Source organism: Streptomyces sp. NPDC007929, assembly GCF_042959065.1.
Classification (GTDB): Bacteria; Actinomycetota; Actinomycetes; order Streptomycetales; family Streptomycetaceae; genus Streptomyces.
This window is the reverse complement of record NZ_JBIBKD010000001.1, coordinates 995,702-1,013,030: the sequence shown is the minus strand read 5'-3', so window position 1 is coordinate 1,013,030 and position 17,329 is coordinate 995,702. Positions and strand designations below refer to the sequence as shown.

General features: G+C 69.7%; 13 protein-coding genes. 1 reads left to right on the top strand and 12 read right to left on the bottom strand.

What is annotated here, in order from left to right:
* Position 1: 1 nt before the first annotated feature.
* From ACFZDE_RS04610 to betA, 9 genes are all read right to left on the bottom strand, one after another.
* Positions 2–1,234: a sarcosine oxidase subunit beta family protein gene (locus ACFZDE_RS04610; protein ID WP_390989891.1), complete on the bottom strand. Its 1,233-nt coding sequence runs from the start codon at positions 1,232–1,234 to the stop codon at positions 2–4.
* On the bottom strand, positions 1,231–2,514 hold the full coding sequence (gene glyA / locus ACFZDE_RS04605) for a serine hydroxymethyltransferase (RefSeq protein WP_391197313.1): 1,284 nt from the start codon (positions 2,512–2,514) through the stop codon (positions 1,231–1,233). The genes ACFZDE_RS04610 and glyA overlap by 4 nt, the downstream gene beginning before the upstream one ends.
* Complete coding sequence (locus ACFZDE_RS04600) at positions 2,511–3,371, bottom strand: bifunctional methylenetetrahydrofolate dehydrogenase/methenyltetrahydrofolate cyclohydrolase (RefSeq protein WP_391197311.1); 861 nt, start codon at positions 3,369–3,371, stop codon at positions 2,511–2,513. The genes glyA and ACFZDE_RS04600 overlap by 4 nt, the downstream gene beginning before the upstream one ends.
* A gap of 117 nt (positions 3,372–3,488) precedes the next feature.
* Entirely contained in the window at positions 3,489–5,927 is a 2,439-nt protein-coding gene (locus ACFZDE_RS04595; protein ID WP_391197308.1) for an FAD-dependent oxidoreductase, read from the bottom strand.
* Between the two features lie 228 nt (positions 5,928–6,155).
* A complete protein-coding gene (locus ACFZDE_RS04590; RefSeq protein ID WP_390989903.1) occupies positions 6,156–7,118 on the bottom strand; it encodes a glycine betaine ABC transporter substrate-binding protein in 963 nt (320 codons plus the stop codon).
* A 13-nt stretch (positions 7,119–7,131) separates the two neighbouring features.
* Positions 7,132–9,141: an ABC transporter permease subunit gene (locus tag ACFZDE_RS04585; protein ID WP_391197305.1), complete on the bottom strand. Its 2,010-nt coding sequence runs from the start codon at positions 9,139–9,141 to the stop codon at positions 7,132–7,134.
* Positions 9,141–10,229, bottom strand: coding sequence for a betaine/proline/choline family ABC transporter ATP-binding protein (locus ACFZDE_RS04580; RefSeq protein ID WP_391197302.1), 1,089 nt, complete (start codon positions 10,227–10,229; stop codon positions 9,141–9,143). Before ACFZDE_RS04580 ends, ACFZDE_RS04585 begins: the two co-directional genes overlap by 1 nt.
* 20 nt (positions 10,230–10,249) lie before the next feature.
* Positions 10,250–11,719 carry an aldehyde dehydrogenase family protein gene (locus ACFZDE_RS04575; RefSeq protein ID WP_391197301.1) on the bottom strand — a complete coding sequence of 490 codons (1,470 nt, stop codon included), beginning with the start codon at positions 11,717–11,719 and terminating at the stop codon, positions 10,250–10,252.
* Positions 11,720–11,915: 196 nt separating this feature from the next.
* A complete protein-coding gene (betA, locus tag ACFZDE_RS04570; protein WP_391197298.1) occupies positions 11,916–13,577 on the bottom strand; it encodes a choline dehydrogenase in 1,662 nt (553 codons plus the stop codon).
* Positions 13,578–13,785: 208 nt separating this feature from the next.
* On the opposite strand from betA, the gene ACFZDE_RS04565 reads away from it, so the two are divergent.
* The gene (locus tag ACFZDE_RS04565; protein ID WP_390992237.1) at positions 13,786–14,532 is read left to right on the top strand and encodes an IclR family transcriptional regulator C-terminal domain-containing protein; all 747 of its coding nucleotides are present in this window, start codon (positions 13,786–13,788) and stop codon (positions 14,530–14,532) included.
* Positions 14,533–14,575: 43 nt separating this feature from the next.
* On the opposite strand, the gene ACFZDE_RS04560 is transcribed toward ACFZDE_RS04565, so the two are convergent.
* The 3 genes from ACFZDE_RS04560 to ACFZDE_RS04550 form a co-directional block, all read right to left on the bottom strand.
* The gene (locus ACFZDE_RS04560; protein WP_391197295.1) at positions 14,576–15,706 is read right to left on the bottom strand and encodes an SRPBCC family protein; all 1,131 of its coding nucleotides are present in this window, start codon (positions 15,704–15,706) and stop codon (positions 14,576–14,578) included.
* Between the two features lie 92 nt (positions 15,707–15,798).
* Positions 15,799–16,962 (bottom strand): FAD-dependent oxidoreductase, encoded by a 1,164-nt coding sequence (locus tag ACFZDE_RS04555; RefSeq protein WP_390989921.1) that lies wholly within the window; start codon positions 16,960–16,962, stop codon positions 15,799–15,801.
* Positions 16,959–17,321 (bottom strand): bifunctional 3-phenylpropionate/cinnamic acid dioxygenase ferredoxin subunit, encoded by a 363-nt coding sequence (locus ACFZDE_RS04550; protein ID WP_390989924.1) that lies wholly within the window; start codon positions 17,319–17,321, stop codon positions 16,959–16,961. Before ACFZDE_RS04550 ends, ACFZDE_RS04555 begins: the two co-directional genes overlap by 4 nt.
* Positions 17,322–17,329 lie beyond the last annotated feature (8 nt).

The window sequence follows — 17,329 nt, the reverse complement described above, 5'->3', positions numbered from 1 at the left end:
CCTAGTGGGCCACCGCGGCCGCGCCGTGCTCGTCGACGAGCGCGCCGGTGGTGAAACGGTCGAGCGAGAACGGGGCGTTGAGCGGATGCGGGGTGTCGTGGGCGATGGTGTGGGCGTAGACCCAGCCGACACCGGGGGTGGCCTTGAAACCTCCGGTGCCCCAGCCGCAGTTGAGGTAGAGGTTGTCCACCGGGCTGAGGCCGATGATGGGTGAGGCGTCGGGGCTGACGTCGACGATGCCGCCCCAGGTGCGCAGGACGTGGGCGCGGGCGAACACCGGGAAGAGTTCCAGGGCCGCCGCCATCTGCTCCTCGATGATGTGGAAGGCGCCGCGCTGGGTGTAGGAGTTGTACGCGTCGATGCCCGCCCCCATCACCAGCTCGCCCTTGTGGGCCTGGCTGACGTAGACGTGGACCGCGTTGGACATGACGACCGTCGGGTGGACCGGTTCCAGCAACTCCGACACGAGGGCCTGCAAGGGGTGGCTCTGGACGGGGAGTTCGATGCCGGCCATGGCCGCGAGGACCGAGGTGTGGCCCGCCGAGCAGAGCGCCACCTTGCCGGCGGCGATCGGGCCCCGGGTGGTCCGGACTCCGACCACCCGGTTGCCGACCACGTCGAGGCCGGTGACCTCGCAGTTCTGGATGATGTCGATGCCGGCGGCGTCGGCGGAGCGGGCCAGGCCCCAGGCGACGTGGTCGTGCTTGGCGATGCCCGCGCGGGGCTGGTAGGTGGCGCCGAGGACCGGATAGCGCACGTCCGGGGAGATGTTGACGATCGGGCAGACGTCTTTGACGCCGTCCGCGTCGAGCCACTCGGCGTCCACGCCGTTGAGGCGGTTGGCCTCGACGCGGCGCACGCTGTCGCGGACGTCCTGGAGGCTGTGGGCGAGGTTCAGCACGCCGCGTTGGGAGAACAGGATCGGGTAGTCGAGCTCGTCCGCCAGGCCCTCCCAGAGCTTGAGGGCGTGCTCGTAGATGCCGGCGCTCTCGTCCCAGAGGTAGTTGGAGCGGATGATCGTGGTGTTGCGGGCCATGTTGCCGCCCGCCAGCCAGCCCTTCTCCAGCACGGCGACGTTGGTGATGCCGTGGTTCTTCGCCAGGTAGTGGGCGGTCGCCAGGCCGTGTCCGCCGCCGCCCACGACGACGACGTCGTAGGAGCGCTTGGGCTCGGGGTTGCGCCACAGCCGGTCGGGGTGTTCGGGGAGCTCGGCGCCGGGGGTGCGGGGGCTCATCGGGCGTCTCCGTGGTCGGACAGGTGCGGGTAGAGCGGGTGCTTGGCGGCCAGGGCCTCGGTGCGGGCGCGCAGGGCGCTCACGTCCGGTTCCGGCTGGAGGGCGAGGGCGATGACGTCCGCGACCTCGGCAAAGTCTTCCTCGGCGAAGCCGCGGGTGGCCAGGGCGGGGGTGCCGATGCGCAGGCCCGAGGTGACCATGGGCGGGCGCGGGTCGAAGGGCACGGCGTTGCGATTGACCGTGATGCCGATCTCATGGAGCAGGTCCTCGGCCTGGCGGCCGTCCAGCTCGGAGTCGCGCAGGTCGACCAGGACCAGATGCACGTCCGTGCCGCCGGTCAGCACCTTGACTCCGGCGGCTGCCGCGTCCGCCCGGGTGAGGCGTTCGGCGAGGATGCGGGAGCCGGCGAGCGTGCGGGCCTGGCGTTCGGCGAACTCCGGTGTCGCGGCGACCTTGAACGACACCGCCTTGGCGGCGATGACATGCTCCAGAGGGCCGCCCTGCATGCCGGGGAAGACCGCCGAGTTGATCTTCTTGGCGAGGTCGGCCTCGTTGGTGAGGATGACGCCGCCGCGCGGGCCGCCTAGGGTCTTGTGCGTCGTCGTGGTCGTCACGTGGGCGTGCGGTACGGGGCTCGGGTGCAGTCCCGCCGCCACCAGCCCGGCGAAGTGCGCCATGTCGACCATCAGCAGGGCGCCCACCTCGTCGGCGATCCTGCGGAAGGCCGCGAAGTCCAGCTGCCTGGGGTACGCCGACCAGCCCGCGATGATCATCTTGGGGCGGTGTTCCTTGGCGAGCCGCTCGACCTCGTCCATGTCGACGAGGTTGTCCGCCTCGGACACGTGGTACGGCACGACGTTGAGCATCTTGCCGCTGTAGTTGATGCGCATGCCGTGCGTGAGGTGCCCGCCGTGCGCGAGGTCGAGGCCGAGGACGGTGTCGCCGGGCTGGAGCAGGGCGAAGAAGACGGCGGTGTTGGCCTGCGCGCCCGAGTGCGGCTGGACGTTGGCGAAGCCGGCGCCGAACAGGGACTTGATGCGTTCGATGGCCAGCCGCTCGGTGACGTCGACGTGTTCGCAGCCGCCGTAGTAGCGGCGGCCCGGGTAGCCCTCGGCGTACTTGTTGGTCGCGACCGACCCTTGCGCCTCCATCACGGCGGAGGGCGCGAAGTTCTCGGAGGCGATCATCTCGAGCGTGGACTGCTGGCGGTGCAGTTCGGCGCGGAGCGCGGCGTGGACCTCGGGGTCCAGCTCCGCCAGGGGGGTGTTCAGCGCGTTCATACGGCGTTCGCGTTCCTCTCGGCGGCCTCGACGACATTGGCGAGCAACATGGCGCGGGTCATGGGGCCCACGCCCCCGGGCATCGGCGCGAGCCATCCGGCGACCTGGCCGGCGTCCGGGTGGATGTCTCCGACCAGGCCCTGGTCGGTGCGGGTGATGCCGACGTCCAGGACGGCCGCGCCGGGGCGCAGCATGTCCTTGGTGATCAGACCGGGCGAGCCGGCCGCCGCGACGACGATGTCCGCCTCGCGTACGTGCCAGGCCAGGCCCTTGGTTCCGGTGTGGCAGAGGGTGACGGTGGCGTTCTCGGAGCGGCGGGTGAGCAGGAGCCCGATCGGCCGTCCGACCGTGATGCCCCGCCCGATCACACACACCCGCGCTCCGGCGAGCGGCACGTCGTGGCGGCGGAGCAGTTCGACGATGCCGCGCGGGGTGCACGGCAGCGGCGCCTCGACGCCGAGGACGAGCCGGCCGAGGTTGACGGGGTGCAGTCCGTCGGCGTCCTTGGCCGGGTCCATGCGCTCCAGTACGGCGTTTGCGTCGAGGTGGCGGGGCAGCGGGAGCTGGACGATGTAGCCGGTGCAGGCGGGGTCGGCGTTGAGCTCGTCGATCGTCTCCTCGACCTGCTGCTGCGAGGCGTCGGCCGACAGCTCCCGCCGGAGGGAGGCGATGCCCACCTGGGCGCAGTCCCGGTGCTTGCCACCGACGTAGGCGCGACTGCCGGGGTCGTCACCGACCAGGACGGTGCCGAGTCCGGGTGCCCGGCCGGTGATCGCGCTCAGCTTTGCGACGCGTTCGGCGAGTTCACGACGAATGACAGCGGCGGTGGCCTTACCGTCGAGCAGTTGTGCGGTCACCTGGAGAGTTCCTTCCAAGGAGGCTCTGGTGGAACGGACTTGAGGGGCGTGGGGCCCTATCGATCAGCGGCTCCGCCGCGGGGCGCGACCAGCCACAACTCAGCCGCAGACGAAAGCTCAGCCACGAAGTCGGGACATGGCCGGGTCGAACAGAGGCTCCTCGGCGACGACCGCCTCGACGGACTGATCGAAGTACCCGATATGCAGAACGGTCCCCGGAGCGGCCAGCTCCACCGGCAGCCACGCGTAGGCGATACCCTTGCCGATCGTGTAGCCGTACGCCGCGCTGGTCACGTACCCCACCGCACAGTCCCCGTCGTACACAGGCTCCTTGCCCATGACGACGGCCTTCGGGTCGTCGATCGTGAGGCAGGTCAGCTTCCGCCGGACCTCGGCCTTGCGCCGCTCCAGCGCGGCCTTCCCGACGAAGTCGTCCTTGTCGAGCTTCACGGCGAAGCCGACCCCGGCCTCGTAGGGATCGTGTTCGTACGTCATGTCCGTGCCGAAGGAGCGGTAGCCCTTCTCCAGCCGGAGACTGTTGAAGGCGCCCCGTCCGGCCGCGATGCCGCCCAGGGGCTCGGCCGCCCGCCACAGCGTGTCCCACAGCTTCTGCCCCAGGTCGGCTGTGGTGTACAGCTCCCAGCCGAGCTCGCCGACGTACGACAGGCGCATCGCGGTGACGGGCACGGAGCCGATGTGGGCACGCTTGGCGCGGAAGTACTTCAGGCCGGTCGCCGAGAAGTCCGCGTCCGTGAGCGGCTGGAGGACGTCGCGGGCACGCGGTCCCCACAGCCCGATGCAGCAGGTGCCGGGGGTGATGTCGCGGACCTGGACCGTGCCGTCGACGGGGAGGTGGCGGGTGAACCAGTCGAGGTCCAGGTTGCCGTTGGCTCCGACCTGGAAGAGGTCGGGGGCCAGCCGGGCGACGGTGACGTCGCTGCGGATACCGCCGTCGTGGTCGAGGAGCAGCGTGTACGTCACCGAGCCCACGGACTTGGCGACCTTGCCGGTGCACAGCCGCTCCAGGAACTCGCCGGCGCCGCGCCCGCTGACCTCGAGCCGCTTGAGGGCCGTCATGTCGTACATGGCGACGGTCTCGCGGGTGGCCTGGGCCTCGGCGGCGACGACGGGCGACCAGTACTGCGCGGCCCAGTCGTTGGGGGTGACGATGGAACGGCCCTCGACCAGGCTCGCGTTGGCCTCGTACCACTGGGGCCGCTCCCAGCCGTTCGCCTCCAGGAAGAAGGCGCCCAGTTCCTGCTGGCGGGTGTGGAACGGGCTGGTGCGGATCGGGCGCGGGTCTCCGGACGGTTGCAGCGGGTGCAGGATGTCGTAGACCTCGACGAAGTTCTGGCAGTCGCGGGCCAGGACGTACTCCGGCGAGAGCTGGTGCGGTTCGAAGCGGTTGACGTCGCACTCGTGCAGGTCGAAGGAGGAGCAGTAGCCGTCGACGAGCCACTCGGCCATGGCCTTCCCGACGCCCGCGGAGTGTGTGACCCAGACGGCCTCGGCGACCCAGAAGCCCTTGACGTCGGGGGATTCGCCGAGCAGGGGCAGGCCGTCGGTGGTGAAGGAGAACAGTCCGTTGATGCCTTCCTCGACCTTGGCGTCCTTCGTCGCCGGGAGCAGTGACTGTGTCTCGGTCCAGGCCTCCTCGAAGTCCTCCTCGGTGAACTTCAGGACGGAGGGCATCTCGTCGGACTCGTCCACGGAGAGGATGTCGTCGGCGGAGATCGGCATCGGGCGGTGGCCGTAGTAGCCGATGCCCAGGCCGTCGAAGCGGTCGCGGTAGTAGAGGTCGGCGTCCTGGTGGCGCAGGATCGGTCGGACCGCCTCCTGCGTCTGCCCGGCCAGGGCGGGGACCGGGCCCGTCCAGGCGAGCTGGTGGGCGAGCGGGGTGAGCGGGAGGTTCATGCCGGCCATGCGGGCGATCTTCGGGCCCCAGATACCGGCGCAGCACACGACGATGTCGGCGGGGATCTCGCCCTGGTCGGTCAGGACGCCGGTCACCTCGCCCTCGGACTGTCGGACGTCGAGGACTTCGTGGCGGGCGAGGAAGCGGACGCCGCGCTCGGTGGCCCGGCGGATCTGCGCTTCGACGGCGAGGACCGCCTTGGCGAGGCCGTCGGTCGGCACGTGGAGGCCGGCGAGGACCTTGTCCGCGTTGACTAGGGGGTGCTGTGCGACGCACTCCTCGGTGGTCAGCAGCCGGGACTCGATGCCCCAGGAGGCGAGCCAGCCGTGGCGTCGCTGGAGTTCGGTGACGCGCTCCGGGCTGGTGGCCACCTCCAGGCCGCCGACCTGGAGGAAGCAGGGCTGCCCGTCGACGTCGAGTGAGCAGAACTTCTCGACGGTGTAACGGGCCATCTCGGTCATGGTCTTGGAGGGGTTGGTCTGGAAGACCAGGCCCGGGGCGTGCGACGACGAGCCCCCGGTGGCGGGCAGTGGGCCCTGGTCGACCACGGTCACTTCGGTCCAGCCGCGCGCGGAGATCTCGTCGGCGAGCGCTGCCCCCACGACGCCCGCTCCGATGATGACCACCCGGGGTCCCGCCATCGCCGCACCTCCGACGTTGAAAGCGATCCAGTTGCTGTCTACGCAACAGGGTTCAGGTTGCGCAACTCAATGTGCCCGCCGTGCATCGGCGTGTCAAGGGGTCCGCGAGGCCGGAAAAACACCCGGCCGCGACGGGGAGGTTTCCGTGCAAAACGACGAGGCCCGGCAGGCTGACGAGACAGCCTGCCGGGCCTTCGCGGCCGGACTCACACGGGTGTTCCCCGCGCGCTACTTGATCCAGGCGTCGACCTTGTCGCGGTTGGCCTCGACCCACTTCTTCGCCGCGGCCTCGGGCGCCATCTTGTCCACCGCGATGTACTTGGCCACGGTGTTCTGGTCGTCGTTGGTCCAGGTGAACTTCTTCACCAGGTCATAGGCAGGGCTGCCCGACTTGGCGAACTTCGCGCTGACGATCTTGTCGAGTTCGTACACGGGGTAGTCACAGGCGACCTTCTCCGCGTCGGCGTCGCAGCCCTCCTTGTACTCGGGAAGGCTGACCTTCTTCAGCGGCACCTCGGACAGGAACCACTGCGGCTCGTAGAAGTAGCCGATCACCCATTCCTTGTTCTTCTCGGCGTTGCGGTACGCCTGGATGAGCGCGGTCTCGCTGCCCGCGTACACCACCTTGAAGTCCAGCTTGAGGTTCTTGACCAGCGCCTCGTCATTGGTGACGTACGAGGGGTCGCCGTCCAGGAGCTGGCCCTTGCCGCCCGATTCCGAGGTCTTGAACTTCGAGGCGTACTTGTTCAGGTTCTTCCAGTCGGTGATGTCGGGGTGCGCCTTCGCCAGCCACGGCGGCACGTACCAGCCGATGAGGCCCTTGTTGCCGGTCGGGCCGGCGTCGACGGCCGTCTTCTGTTCGGTGATGTACTTCTTCTTCAGGTCGTCGTGGCCCCAGTTCTCCACGACGGCGTCGACCTCGCCCGTGCCGAAGCCCTGCCAGGCGATCTCCTCCTTGAGGTCCTTCTGCTCGACCTTGCAGCCGAGGTCGTGCTCGGCGACGTAGGCGAGGACCGCCGCGTTCGCCTCGTAGCCCACCCACGGGTTGATCGCGAGGTTGAAGGTGCCGCACTTGCCCGGGTCGCCCGAGCCGGCCGCGTTGTCGTCGCCGACCTTCGCGCCCCCGCAGGCCGTGAGGGTGAGGCCGAGGACGGCCAGGCCGGCCGCGCCGGCTCTGAAGTGTCGTGCCATGGTGAGGTGCTCCTTATGCCCCGGCGCGGCGAGCCGCGGCCTGAGTGATCCGGTCGAACATGACTCCGAGCAGGACGATGGCGAGTCCGGCCGCCAGTCCCTTGCCGTACAGCTGGCCCTGCGAGAACCCGGCCACGACGTCGTAGCCGAGGGCGCCCGCTCCCACCAGGCCGCCCACCACGACCATCGACAGCACGTAGATCAGGCCCTGGTTGGTCGCGAGGGTCAGAGCTCCGCGTGACATCGGCAGTTGTACCTTGGTGATGATCTGCCAGGTGTTGCATCCGGTGGACGTCGCCGCTTCGACGGTGGTCGCGGGCACGGCCCGCACCCCGTCGGCGATGATCTTGATGGCGACGGGCGCCGCGTAGACGATCGCGGCGACGATGGCCGTGAACCGTGTCGCGCCGAACAGCGCGAGGAACGGCACGAGATAGACGAACGGCGGCATGACCTGAGCCGCGTCCAGTGAAGGCCTGAGCAGCCTGTCGACGAGCGCGCTGCGGCCCATCCACACTCCGAGAACGACGCCGAGCAGCATCACGAGGACTGTCGCCACCGCGGTGGAGGCCAGGGTCGTCATGGCGTCCGACCACACTCCGGTGCCGATGAGCAGGCCCACGCACACGGCGGTGGTGGCCCCGGCACGCCATCCGCCGAGCACCGTGCCGAGCGCGACGAGGGCGGCGCCCACGAGCCACCACGGGGAGTCGGTCAGCACGGTCTGGAAGGGGTTGAGCAGGCCGTTGGTGAGGACGTCCCGGAAGGCGTTGGTCAGGCCGGACAGGTTGTCCTGTGCCCAGGTGGTCACATCGCTCGCCGCCTTGGCGATGGCGCTTCCGGTGCTGCCCTCCCCGGGGAACTCGGCCGCCCACAGATACGTGTGCGACAGGTACACCAGGACCAGGGCCGCCACTCCCCCGGCCGCCAGCAGGTGCCGCCGCCACTTGAGCAGGGGACTGTCCGAGCTCCGGGCCGAGTCGGCCCGTCCGCTCGCGGCGGTGGTGACGCGGTCCAGCACGATGGCCATGACGACGATGGCGAGTCCGGCGTTGAAGGCCGTGCCGACGTCCAGTGACTGCAGGGCCTGGACGACGGTCGCTCCGAGGCCGGGCGCGTTGATCAGGGCCGCGATGGTCACCATCGCCAGGGCGGCCATTATGGTCTGGTTGACGCCCATCACCACAGTTCTCTTGGACATCGGGAGCAGGACCTTCAGCAGCGCCTGGCGCCGCGTCGCGCCCATCGAGTCCGCCGCCTCGACGGTGGTCGCGGGTACCGACCGGATGGCGTGGGCGGTGATGCGGATCGCGGGTGGTGCCGCGTAGATCGCCGTCGCGATGGTGGCGGAGGCCGGTCCGATCAGGAAGAACAGGGTCAGGGGCGCCAGATAGACGAAGGTGGGCATCGTCTGCATGAAGTCCAGGAACGGCGTCACGATCCGGTTGACCCGGTCGGACAGTCCGGCCCACACCCCCAGGGGAAGGGCGAACAGCAGCGCCACGCACACCGCGGAGAGGGTCAGCGCCAGCGTGTCCATGCTTTCCTGCCAGAGGCCCTGGAGGCCGAGGAAGGTGAAGCCGGCGACGGCCAGCAGCGCGACCCGCCAGTTGCCCACGGCCCAGGAGACGTAGCCGACGATGCCCACGACCCCGAGCCAGCCGATCTGCGGAACCGGGCGGCCCGCGGCCGGCTGCGAGATCAGCTCCTGGACGAAGGTCACCAGGGAGTCGATGACCAGGCGGATCTCGTTGAAGAAGTAGAGGAAGAGCGGGTTGGAGTTGCGGTTCGCCCCGATGGAGTCGTTGACGTCGTTGAACCACCGGTGCAGGTCGGTCAGATCGGCCGCGGCGAGGGACAGGGTGTGCTTGCCGCGCAGCAGGGCGAAGAGGACGAGCCAGCCGACCAGGATCGCGGCCACGATCATCGAGCGGCTGACCCCGCGCGCCCGGCGGGCAGGGGCGGGCGGCTCCTCGGTCCCGGTCCGCTGCGGACTCTCGGCCTTCCGGACGGCGACGGTCATCACGCGTCGCCTTCCTGCCCGGCGACCACCGCGAGGATCTCGTCGTCACCCACGATGCCGAGCAACTTGCCGTTCTCGACGACCTTGACCGGCTTGTCGGCCGCGAGCACCGCTCGCGTGGCCTCCTTCACCACGACGTCCGGGCCGAGCTCGGGACCGTCCAGGGGGTCGTCCGGCTCCGCAGGGCGCATGATCCACCGCAGGGTGAGCACGTCACCGCGGGGCACGTCCCTGACGAAGTCCCGTACGTAGTCGTCCGCGGGGGCGCCGACCAGTTCGTCGCCGGTGCCGCACTGGACCATCTTGCCGTCGCGCATGATGAGGATGCGGTCGCCCAGGCGCAGCGCCTCGGACAGGTCGTGGGTGATGAACACCATCGTCTTGCCGACCTCGTGGTGCAGACGGACGACCTCGTTCTGCATGTCCCGTCGGATCAGCGGGTCGAGCGCGGAGAACGGCTCGTCGAAGAGGAGGACGTCGGGGTCGCCGGCCAGGGCGCGGGCGAGGCCCACGCGCTGCTGCATGCCGCCGGAGAGCTGGTCGGGGTAGGAGCTCTCGTACCCCGACAGGCCGACGAGTTCGACGACCTCCAGCGCGCGTCTGGTGCGCTCGGCCCTGCTCATGCCGCGGATCTCCAGGCCGAAGGCCACGTTGTCGACGACCCGGCGGTGCGGCAGCAGCCCGAAGTGCTGGAAGACCATGGAGAACTTGTTGCGGCGCAGTTCGCGCAGCCGGCCGGCGTCCGCGTCGCGGATGTCCTCGCCCTCGAAGAGGATCTCGCCGGCGGTGGGTTCGATGAGCCGGGTCAGACAGCGCACCAGGGTGGACTTGCCGGAGCCGGACAGGCCCATCACGACGAACACCTCGCCGGGCGCGACGTCGAAGTGCACGTCGCGCACGGCGGCCGTGCATCCGGTGCGGTCCATCAGTTCGCGCCGGCTGAGTTGGCGCAGCTCCTCGGATCCGGGTACCTGGGCCGCTTTCGGCCCGAACACCTTCCACAGTTCGCGTACGGAGATGACCGGCGTGGGTGCCGAGTCCTGGGGTGTGTCGCGCCGCCGCGGCGCCTCGGTCGTTGCTGGGGTCATGTTCGACCTCTTTTCGGCGTTCAGCCGCGGAACCAGTGCTGCGGCCGGGGTTGGATGTTCTGCCAGATGTGTTTGGGCTCCCGGTACTCCTCCAGGCCCGTCGGTCCCAGCTCCCGGCCCACGCCGGAGTGCCCGAACCCGCCCCATTCCGCCTGCGGTACATAGGGGTGGTAGTCGTTGATCCACACCGTGCCGTGGCGCAGTCGGCGGGCGACCCGCTGGGCCTTGCCGGCGTCCTGCGTCCAGACGGCGCCGGCGAGTCCGTACTCGGTGTCGTTGGCGATGCGTACCGCGTCGTCCTCGTCGGTGAAGGTCTCCACGGTGAGGACGGGCCCGAAGGACTCCTCGTGCACCACGCGCATGTCCTGACCGCACGCGTCGAGCACGGTCGGCGGGTAGTAGTGTCCGCCGGCCAGGGCCGGGTCGTCCGGGCGTTCGCCGCCGCAGCGCAGGACGGCGCCCTCGGCGAGTCCGGCCGCGACGTACGCCTCGACCTTTGCCAGGTGCTGGGCGGAGATCAGCGGTCCGGTGTCGGCCTGCGGGTCGAAGGGCCCGCCGAGGCGAATCCGCCGGGCGCGGCGCACCACCTCGTCGACGAACCTCTCGTGCAGCGTGTCCTCGACGATCAGCCGGGCGCCCGCCGAGCAGACCTGGCCCGAGTGCAGGAAGACGGCCGTGAGTGCGAAGTCCACGGCCGTCTCGAAGTCGGCGTCGGCGAAGACGACGTTGGGGTTCTTGCCGCCGAGCTCCAGCGCGACCTTCTTCACGGTCGCGGCGGCGGTGGCCATGATGCGTCTTCCGGTGTCCAGGCCGCCGGTGAAGGAGACCATGTCGACGGCGGGGTGCTCGGCGAGCGGTGCTCCCACCTCGGGCCCGGTTCCCAGGAGGAGATTGGCGGCGCCGTCCGGAAGCCCTGCCTCCGCCAGTGCCCGCATCAGCAGGATCGAGGTGGAGGGGGTGAGCTCGCTGGGCTTGAGGACGATCGTGTTGCCGGCGAGGAGGGCGGGTGCGACCTTCCAGCTCGCCTGGAGCAGCGGGTAGTTCCAGGGGGTGATCAGCGCGCACACGCCGATCGGCTCGTACACGACGCGGCTGACGGCGTCGTCGCGGCCGGTGTCGATCACGCGGCCGGCGTCGGTGCCGCCCAGGCCCCCGAAGTGGCGGAAGCAGGAGATGACATCGGCGATGTCGTACTCGCTCTCCACCAGCCGTTTGCCGGTGTCCAGCGATTCGGCGCGGGCGAACGCGTCGGTGTCTCGTTCCAGGATGTCGGCGGTGCGCAGCAGGAGTGCGCCCCGCTCACGCTCGGAGGTGCGCGGCCAGGGGCCTTCGTCGAAGGCCCGGCGGGCCGCGGCGATGGCCGCCTCGGCGTCGGGTCGGGTGCCTTCGGACACAGTCACGGAGAGTGTGCCGTCTGCGGGGCAGTGGATGTCCCGGTGGCCTCCGGCCACGGGATCCCGCCACTTGCCGTCCACGTACAGGTCTGCCACATCGGGGCCCTTCGGGCGAATCGCGTTGCGCATCACGCACCGCATTGCTTGTGGTGGAACACTCTGGAGAAGCCGGGAACGCACGTCAAGGGGTTGACCGGTGACGGTTATGCCAAGGGGGCAATCCTGAGAACCCGAGGTCGACAGGCCCGGAGCGCGGTGTTTCCGGGCCGGTCGACCGCCTGAGAAGAGTGGGTTACGCGGGTGCTTCGCGGTGCCGGTAGTACGCGGCGCCGGACGGCGGCAGCGGGTCCTTGCCGAGGATGAGGTCGGCGGCCTTCTCGGCGATCATCATCACCGGCGCGTAGATGTTGCCGTTGGTGATGTACGGCATCACGGAGGCGTCGACGACCCGCAGCCCCTGCACGCCGTGCACACGCAGGTCGGCCGGGTTCACGACGGACATCTCGTCGGTGCCCATCTTGCAGGTGCAGGACGGATGCAGCGCGGTCTCGGCGTCCTTGGCGACCCAGGCGAGGATCTCCTCGTCGGTCTCCACGGCCGGGCCGGGCGAGACCTCCCCGGCGTTGTAGGGGGCCATGGCGGGCTGGTTGAGCAGCCTGCGCGCGACTCTGACGGCCTCCACCCACTCGCGCCGGTCCTGTTCGGTGGAGAGGTAGTTGAAGCGCAGCGCGGGGTGCTCGGAGGGATCCCTGCTCTTGATCTTCACCGAGCCGATGGCGTCGGAGTACATGGGTCCGACGTGCACCTGGTAGCCGTGTCCGCCGGCGGGCACGGAGCCGTCGTAGCGGACCGCGATGGGCAGGAAGTGGAACATCAGATTGGGATAGTCCACGTCGTCGTTGCCGCGGACGAAGCCGCCCGCCTCGAAGTGGTTGGTCGCGGCCGGGCCCGTGCGGAAGAGCCACTGCAGGCCGATGAAGGGGGCGCGCCACTTCGCGAGGTACGGCTGCATGGAGACGGGCTGCTTGCAGGCGTACTGGATGTACACCTCCAGGTGGTCCTGGAGGTTCTCGCCGACGCCCGGCAGATCGTGTACGACGTCCACGCCCAGCGCCGCGAGTTCCTCGGCGTTGCCTATGCCGGAGAGCTGGAGGAGCTGCGGGGAGTTGATCGCGCCTCCGCAGAGGATGACCTCACCGGCCCGCACCCGCTGGGTTCCGCCGCGACCGCGCCGGTACTCGACGCCGACGGCACGCTTGCCCTCGAAGAGGACGCGGGTGACCAGGGCGCGAGTGGTGACGGTGAGGTTGGGCCGCTTCCGCGCGGGCTTGAGGTATGCCTTCGCGGCCGACAGACGGCGCCCGCGGTGGACATTGCGGTCGAACCTGGCGAAACCTTCCTGCCGGTAGCCGTTCACGTCCGTGGTGGGAGCGTGCCCCGCTTCCTCGGTGGCCTTGAGGAAGGCCTCGAAGAGCGGGCTGGTCCCCGGTCCCCGTTCAAGGACGAGGGGGCCGTCGTGGCCGCGGAACTCGTCGTCCGGGTCGGCGGCCAGACAGTTCTCCATCCGCCGGAAGTACGGCAGGCAGTGTGCGTAGTCCCAGCTCTCCATGCCGGGATCGGCCGCCCAGCGCTCGTAGTCCATGGGGTTGCCGCGCTGGAAGATCATGCCGTTGATGCTGCTGGAACCGCCCAGGACCTTGCCGCGCGCGTGGTAGACGCGCCGTCCGCCCATGTGAGGCTCGGGTTCGGACTCGTACTTCCAGTCGTAGAAGCGGCTGCCGATCGGGTAGGTCAGTGCCGCGGGCATGTGGATGAAGACGTCCCATGGGTAGTCGGGTCTGCCCGCCTCCAGGACCAGTACCCGGTTGCCGGGATCCGCGGAGAGTCGGTTGGCCAGTGCACTGCCGGCCGATCCACCACCGACGATGACGAAGTCGTACTGCAAGTCAGCCATGAGGCCTCGTCTCGCTCGCGCCGTAGAGAATGCGCGGCATGCTAGTACCGGTATCTCTATGCGCACCAGGTTGCGGACCACGCAACTTCAGATTTTCTGCTCCAGGCCCGTGACCTGCACCGCTGTCGGCTAAGTTAATCACCCGTATAGTTGCGTTGTGAGCAACTACCATCCAGATACCGAAACGACAAGCGCGCCGACCGGTGGGGTGCAGTCGGTCGACCGGGCCATCACCGTGCTGGAGATCCTGGCCCGGCGCGGCGAGGCCGGCGTCAGCGAGGTAGCCGCCGAGATCGACGTCCACAAGTCCACCGCGTTCCGGCTGCTGGGCGCCCTGGAAGTGCGCGGCCTGGTGGAACAGGCGGGCGAACGCGGCAAGTACCGCCTCGGTTTCGGCATCGTCCGTCTCGCCGGCGCGGTCACCGGACGGATCGACATCACCCAGCAGAGCCGCCCGGTCTGCGAGCGTCTGGCCGAGGAGATCGGCGAGACCGTGAACCTCGCGGTGATGCAGGAGAAGTACGCGATCAATCTGTACCAGGTGCGCGGTCCGGGCGCCGTCACGGCGTTCAACTGGGTCGGCCAGCTGACGCCCCTGCATGCGACGTCCAGCGGCAAGATCCTGCTGGCCCACATGCCGGCGAAGGAGCGTGCCGCGCTGCTGTCGGACGCGGGTCTGAAGAAGATGACGCCCCGCACCCTGACCGCGAAGACGAAGCTGGAGAAGAACCTCACCGAGGCGCTGGAGCGCGGCTACTCCTGGACGCTGGAGGAGTTCGAGGCAGGGCTGCACGCCATGGCCGCACCGGTCCGCAACCGGGACGGAGAGGTCATCGCGGCGCTCAGCGCCTCAGGACCGGCGTACCGGCTCACCGAGGACCGCATCCACGATCTCGCGCCGGTGCTGGTCAAGGGCGCGGACGAGATCAGCCACCGGATGGGCTATCTGGGCTGATCCCACCGGGTCACCCGGCCGGTCGGCGCGCCGGGAACCGCCGCTACTGCCGCCGCCCCGCGTTCAGACGCTCCTGGACGAAGGTGTGGAACTCTCCGATGTGGTGCTCGCTGGGCACGAGGACGCCGCCCTTCGCGTACAGCCGGGAGCTCATCGCGGGCTGGCAGCGCTCGCAGGCGTCGAAGTCCTGCCGGTTGACCCGGTCGAAGAGCTCCACCGATCGGCTGACATCCTTGCCACTGTCGACGACGTGCTTGAGGTAGAGCCAGTCGCACTCGACGACGGTGCGGTCCGGGGCGACCGGATACATCCGGTGGAAGATCACATGGTCGGGGACGAGATTGATGAAGACCTGCGGTCTGACGGTGATCGCGTAGTAGCGGCGGTCCTGGTCCTCGGTGACGCCCGGTATCCGGTCGAGCCCCTCCGAGCCGTCGACGGTGAAGCCCTTGACGTCCGCGCCGAACTCCGCGCCGTGTCCCACGTAGTACTGGGCGGCGTAGCCGTCGGCGAACTCCGGGAGCACCTCGGTGAGTTCGGGGTGGATCGTCGCGCAGTGGTAGCACTCCATGAAGTTCTCGACGATGAGCTTCCAGTTGGCCTTGACGTCGTAGACGATCCGCCGGCCGACCTCCAGGCTCTCGACGTCGTACCGCTCGATGGAGTCGACGTCGCCCAGGCGCGCGACCACGTCCTGCACGACCTCGTCGAAGGGGGGCGGGTTCTCGGCGAGGCACACCCAGACATAGCCGAGCCATTCGCGCGTCGCCACGCTCGCCAGGCCGTACTCGGTGCGGCTGACGTCGGGCATTTTGGTGAGGTTGGGCGCCGCGACGAGCTTGCCCGTCAGGTCGTACGTCCAGGCGTGGTAGGGGCATTGGAAAGCCCGCTTCACCTCGCCGGACTCCTGCGTGCAGAGCTTGGCTCCGCGATGCCGGCAGACATTGAAGAAGGCGCGTACGGACTGGTCGCGGGCGCGGGTGAGGAGGATGCTCTCGCGACCGATCTGGACGGTCCGGAAGGCCCCGGGACCGGCGAGGTCGGCGGCCCGCACGGCGCAGAACCACATCGCCTCGAAGATGTGCTCCTGCTCCCGGGCGAAGATGCCGGGGTCCGTGTAGGCGGTTCCGGGCAGGGTGGCGATGAGACTTTCCGGCAGGCCGGTCGAGGTCACGTGGCACTCCTCGGGGAAACGTCGTGGATCGGGCATGCGCGCGCCGGGACGAGCTACACCGGACGTCGTCGGATCAAGGAGATGCGTCCTTCTCAGGACGGGTGGGCCGCGAGCTGCTTGCGCCAGCGCATGAAGAGCCGGGGCTGGTTCATCCCGAGGACGGCGACCGGGTGCCCGGCGCGCCGGTAGACGGCCAGGACGTTCCGGTCGTCCGCGGTGCCTTCCTCGATGGTCACGGTGTCGGCACGCGAGGCGTAGCCCGCGAACTGGATCTTCACGCCGTACTGATCGGACCAGAAGTACGGCGGCCTGGGTACCCCTGGTTCGGACTCGCCCCAGGACAGCAGGGCGGCCACGGCCGCGTCGGGGCGTTCCCGGGCGCCGGTCCAGTGCTCGACGCGGCGGTGGGTGCCCGCCCGCGGGTCGTACCAGGAGGCGCAGTCGCCGACCGCGACCACCCCGGCCAGGCTGGTACGGCCGTCCGCACCGCACTTGACGCCGTCGTCGAGCTCGACGCCGGAGCCTTCCAGCCAGTCGACGCAGGGACGCGCCCCGACCCCCACGACGACGATGTCGGCGGGGATGCTGCGGCCGTCCTCCATCAGGACGGCGTCGACGCGGGTCTCGCCGCTCAGCCCCTTGACGCCCACGCCGCACAACAGGCGTACGCCGTGGTCGGTGTGGAGGGCGGAGACGATGCTTCCCATGCTCGCGCCGAGCGGCCCGGCCAGGGGTGTGGGCGCGGCCTCCACGACGGTGACGTCGACACCGAGCGCATGGGCGGTGGAGGCGACCTCGGCGCCGATGAAGCCGCCGCCGATCACGACCAGGCGCCCGCCCCCGGCCAGTTCGTCGCGCAGGGCGCGGGCGTCGTCCAGGGTGCGCAGGGTGTGCACCCCGGCCAGGCCGTCCATGCCGGGCAGGGTCCGGGCGGCGGCACCGGTGGCGATGACGATGCCGTCGGCTCTCACCTCACGGCCGTCGGTGAGCCGCACGGCCCGGGGGTTGGTGCCGAGTCCGGCGGCGCGGGCTCCGAGCAGCCACTCCGCTCGCAGGTCCTCGTCGTCCGGCTCCAGTGCGAGATCGGCTTCGCCGATGCCGCCGGCCAGGAACTCCTTGGACAGCGGCGGCCTGTCGTACGGGCGGTGGAGCTCGTCGCCTATGACGACCAGCCGTCCGTCGTAGCCCTGCTTGCGCAAGGAGCGCGCCGCTGACAGACCGGCCAGCGACGCGCCCACCACGGCCACCGTCCTCACGCGACGCCCCCGGCGAGCCGGGCGGCGATGCAGGGAGGGAGGTTCGGGGCGGCCGTGGACTGCCGGACGTAGATCATGCCGTCCTCGACGAAGACCTCGTGCGTGCGCACCGGGAGCTTGGCCGGCGGGGCGTCGACGGCTCCGGTCTTGAGGTTGAACTTCGAGGCGTGCAGTGGGCATTCGACCTCGCAGCCCTCCAGCCAGCCGTCGGCGAGCGACGCGTCCTGGTGGGTGCATGTGTCGTCGATGGCGAAGAGTTCGCCGTCGTCGGTGTGGAACACCGAGATCGGCGGGTCGATGTCGAGCCTGTGGGCCTCGCCTCGGGGCAGATCCACGAGACGGCACGCGGGAATCATCATGACACCTC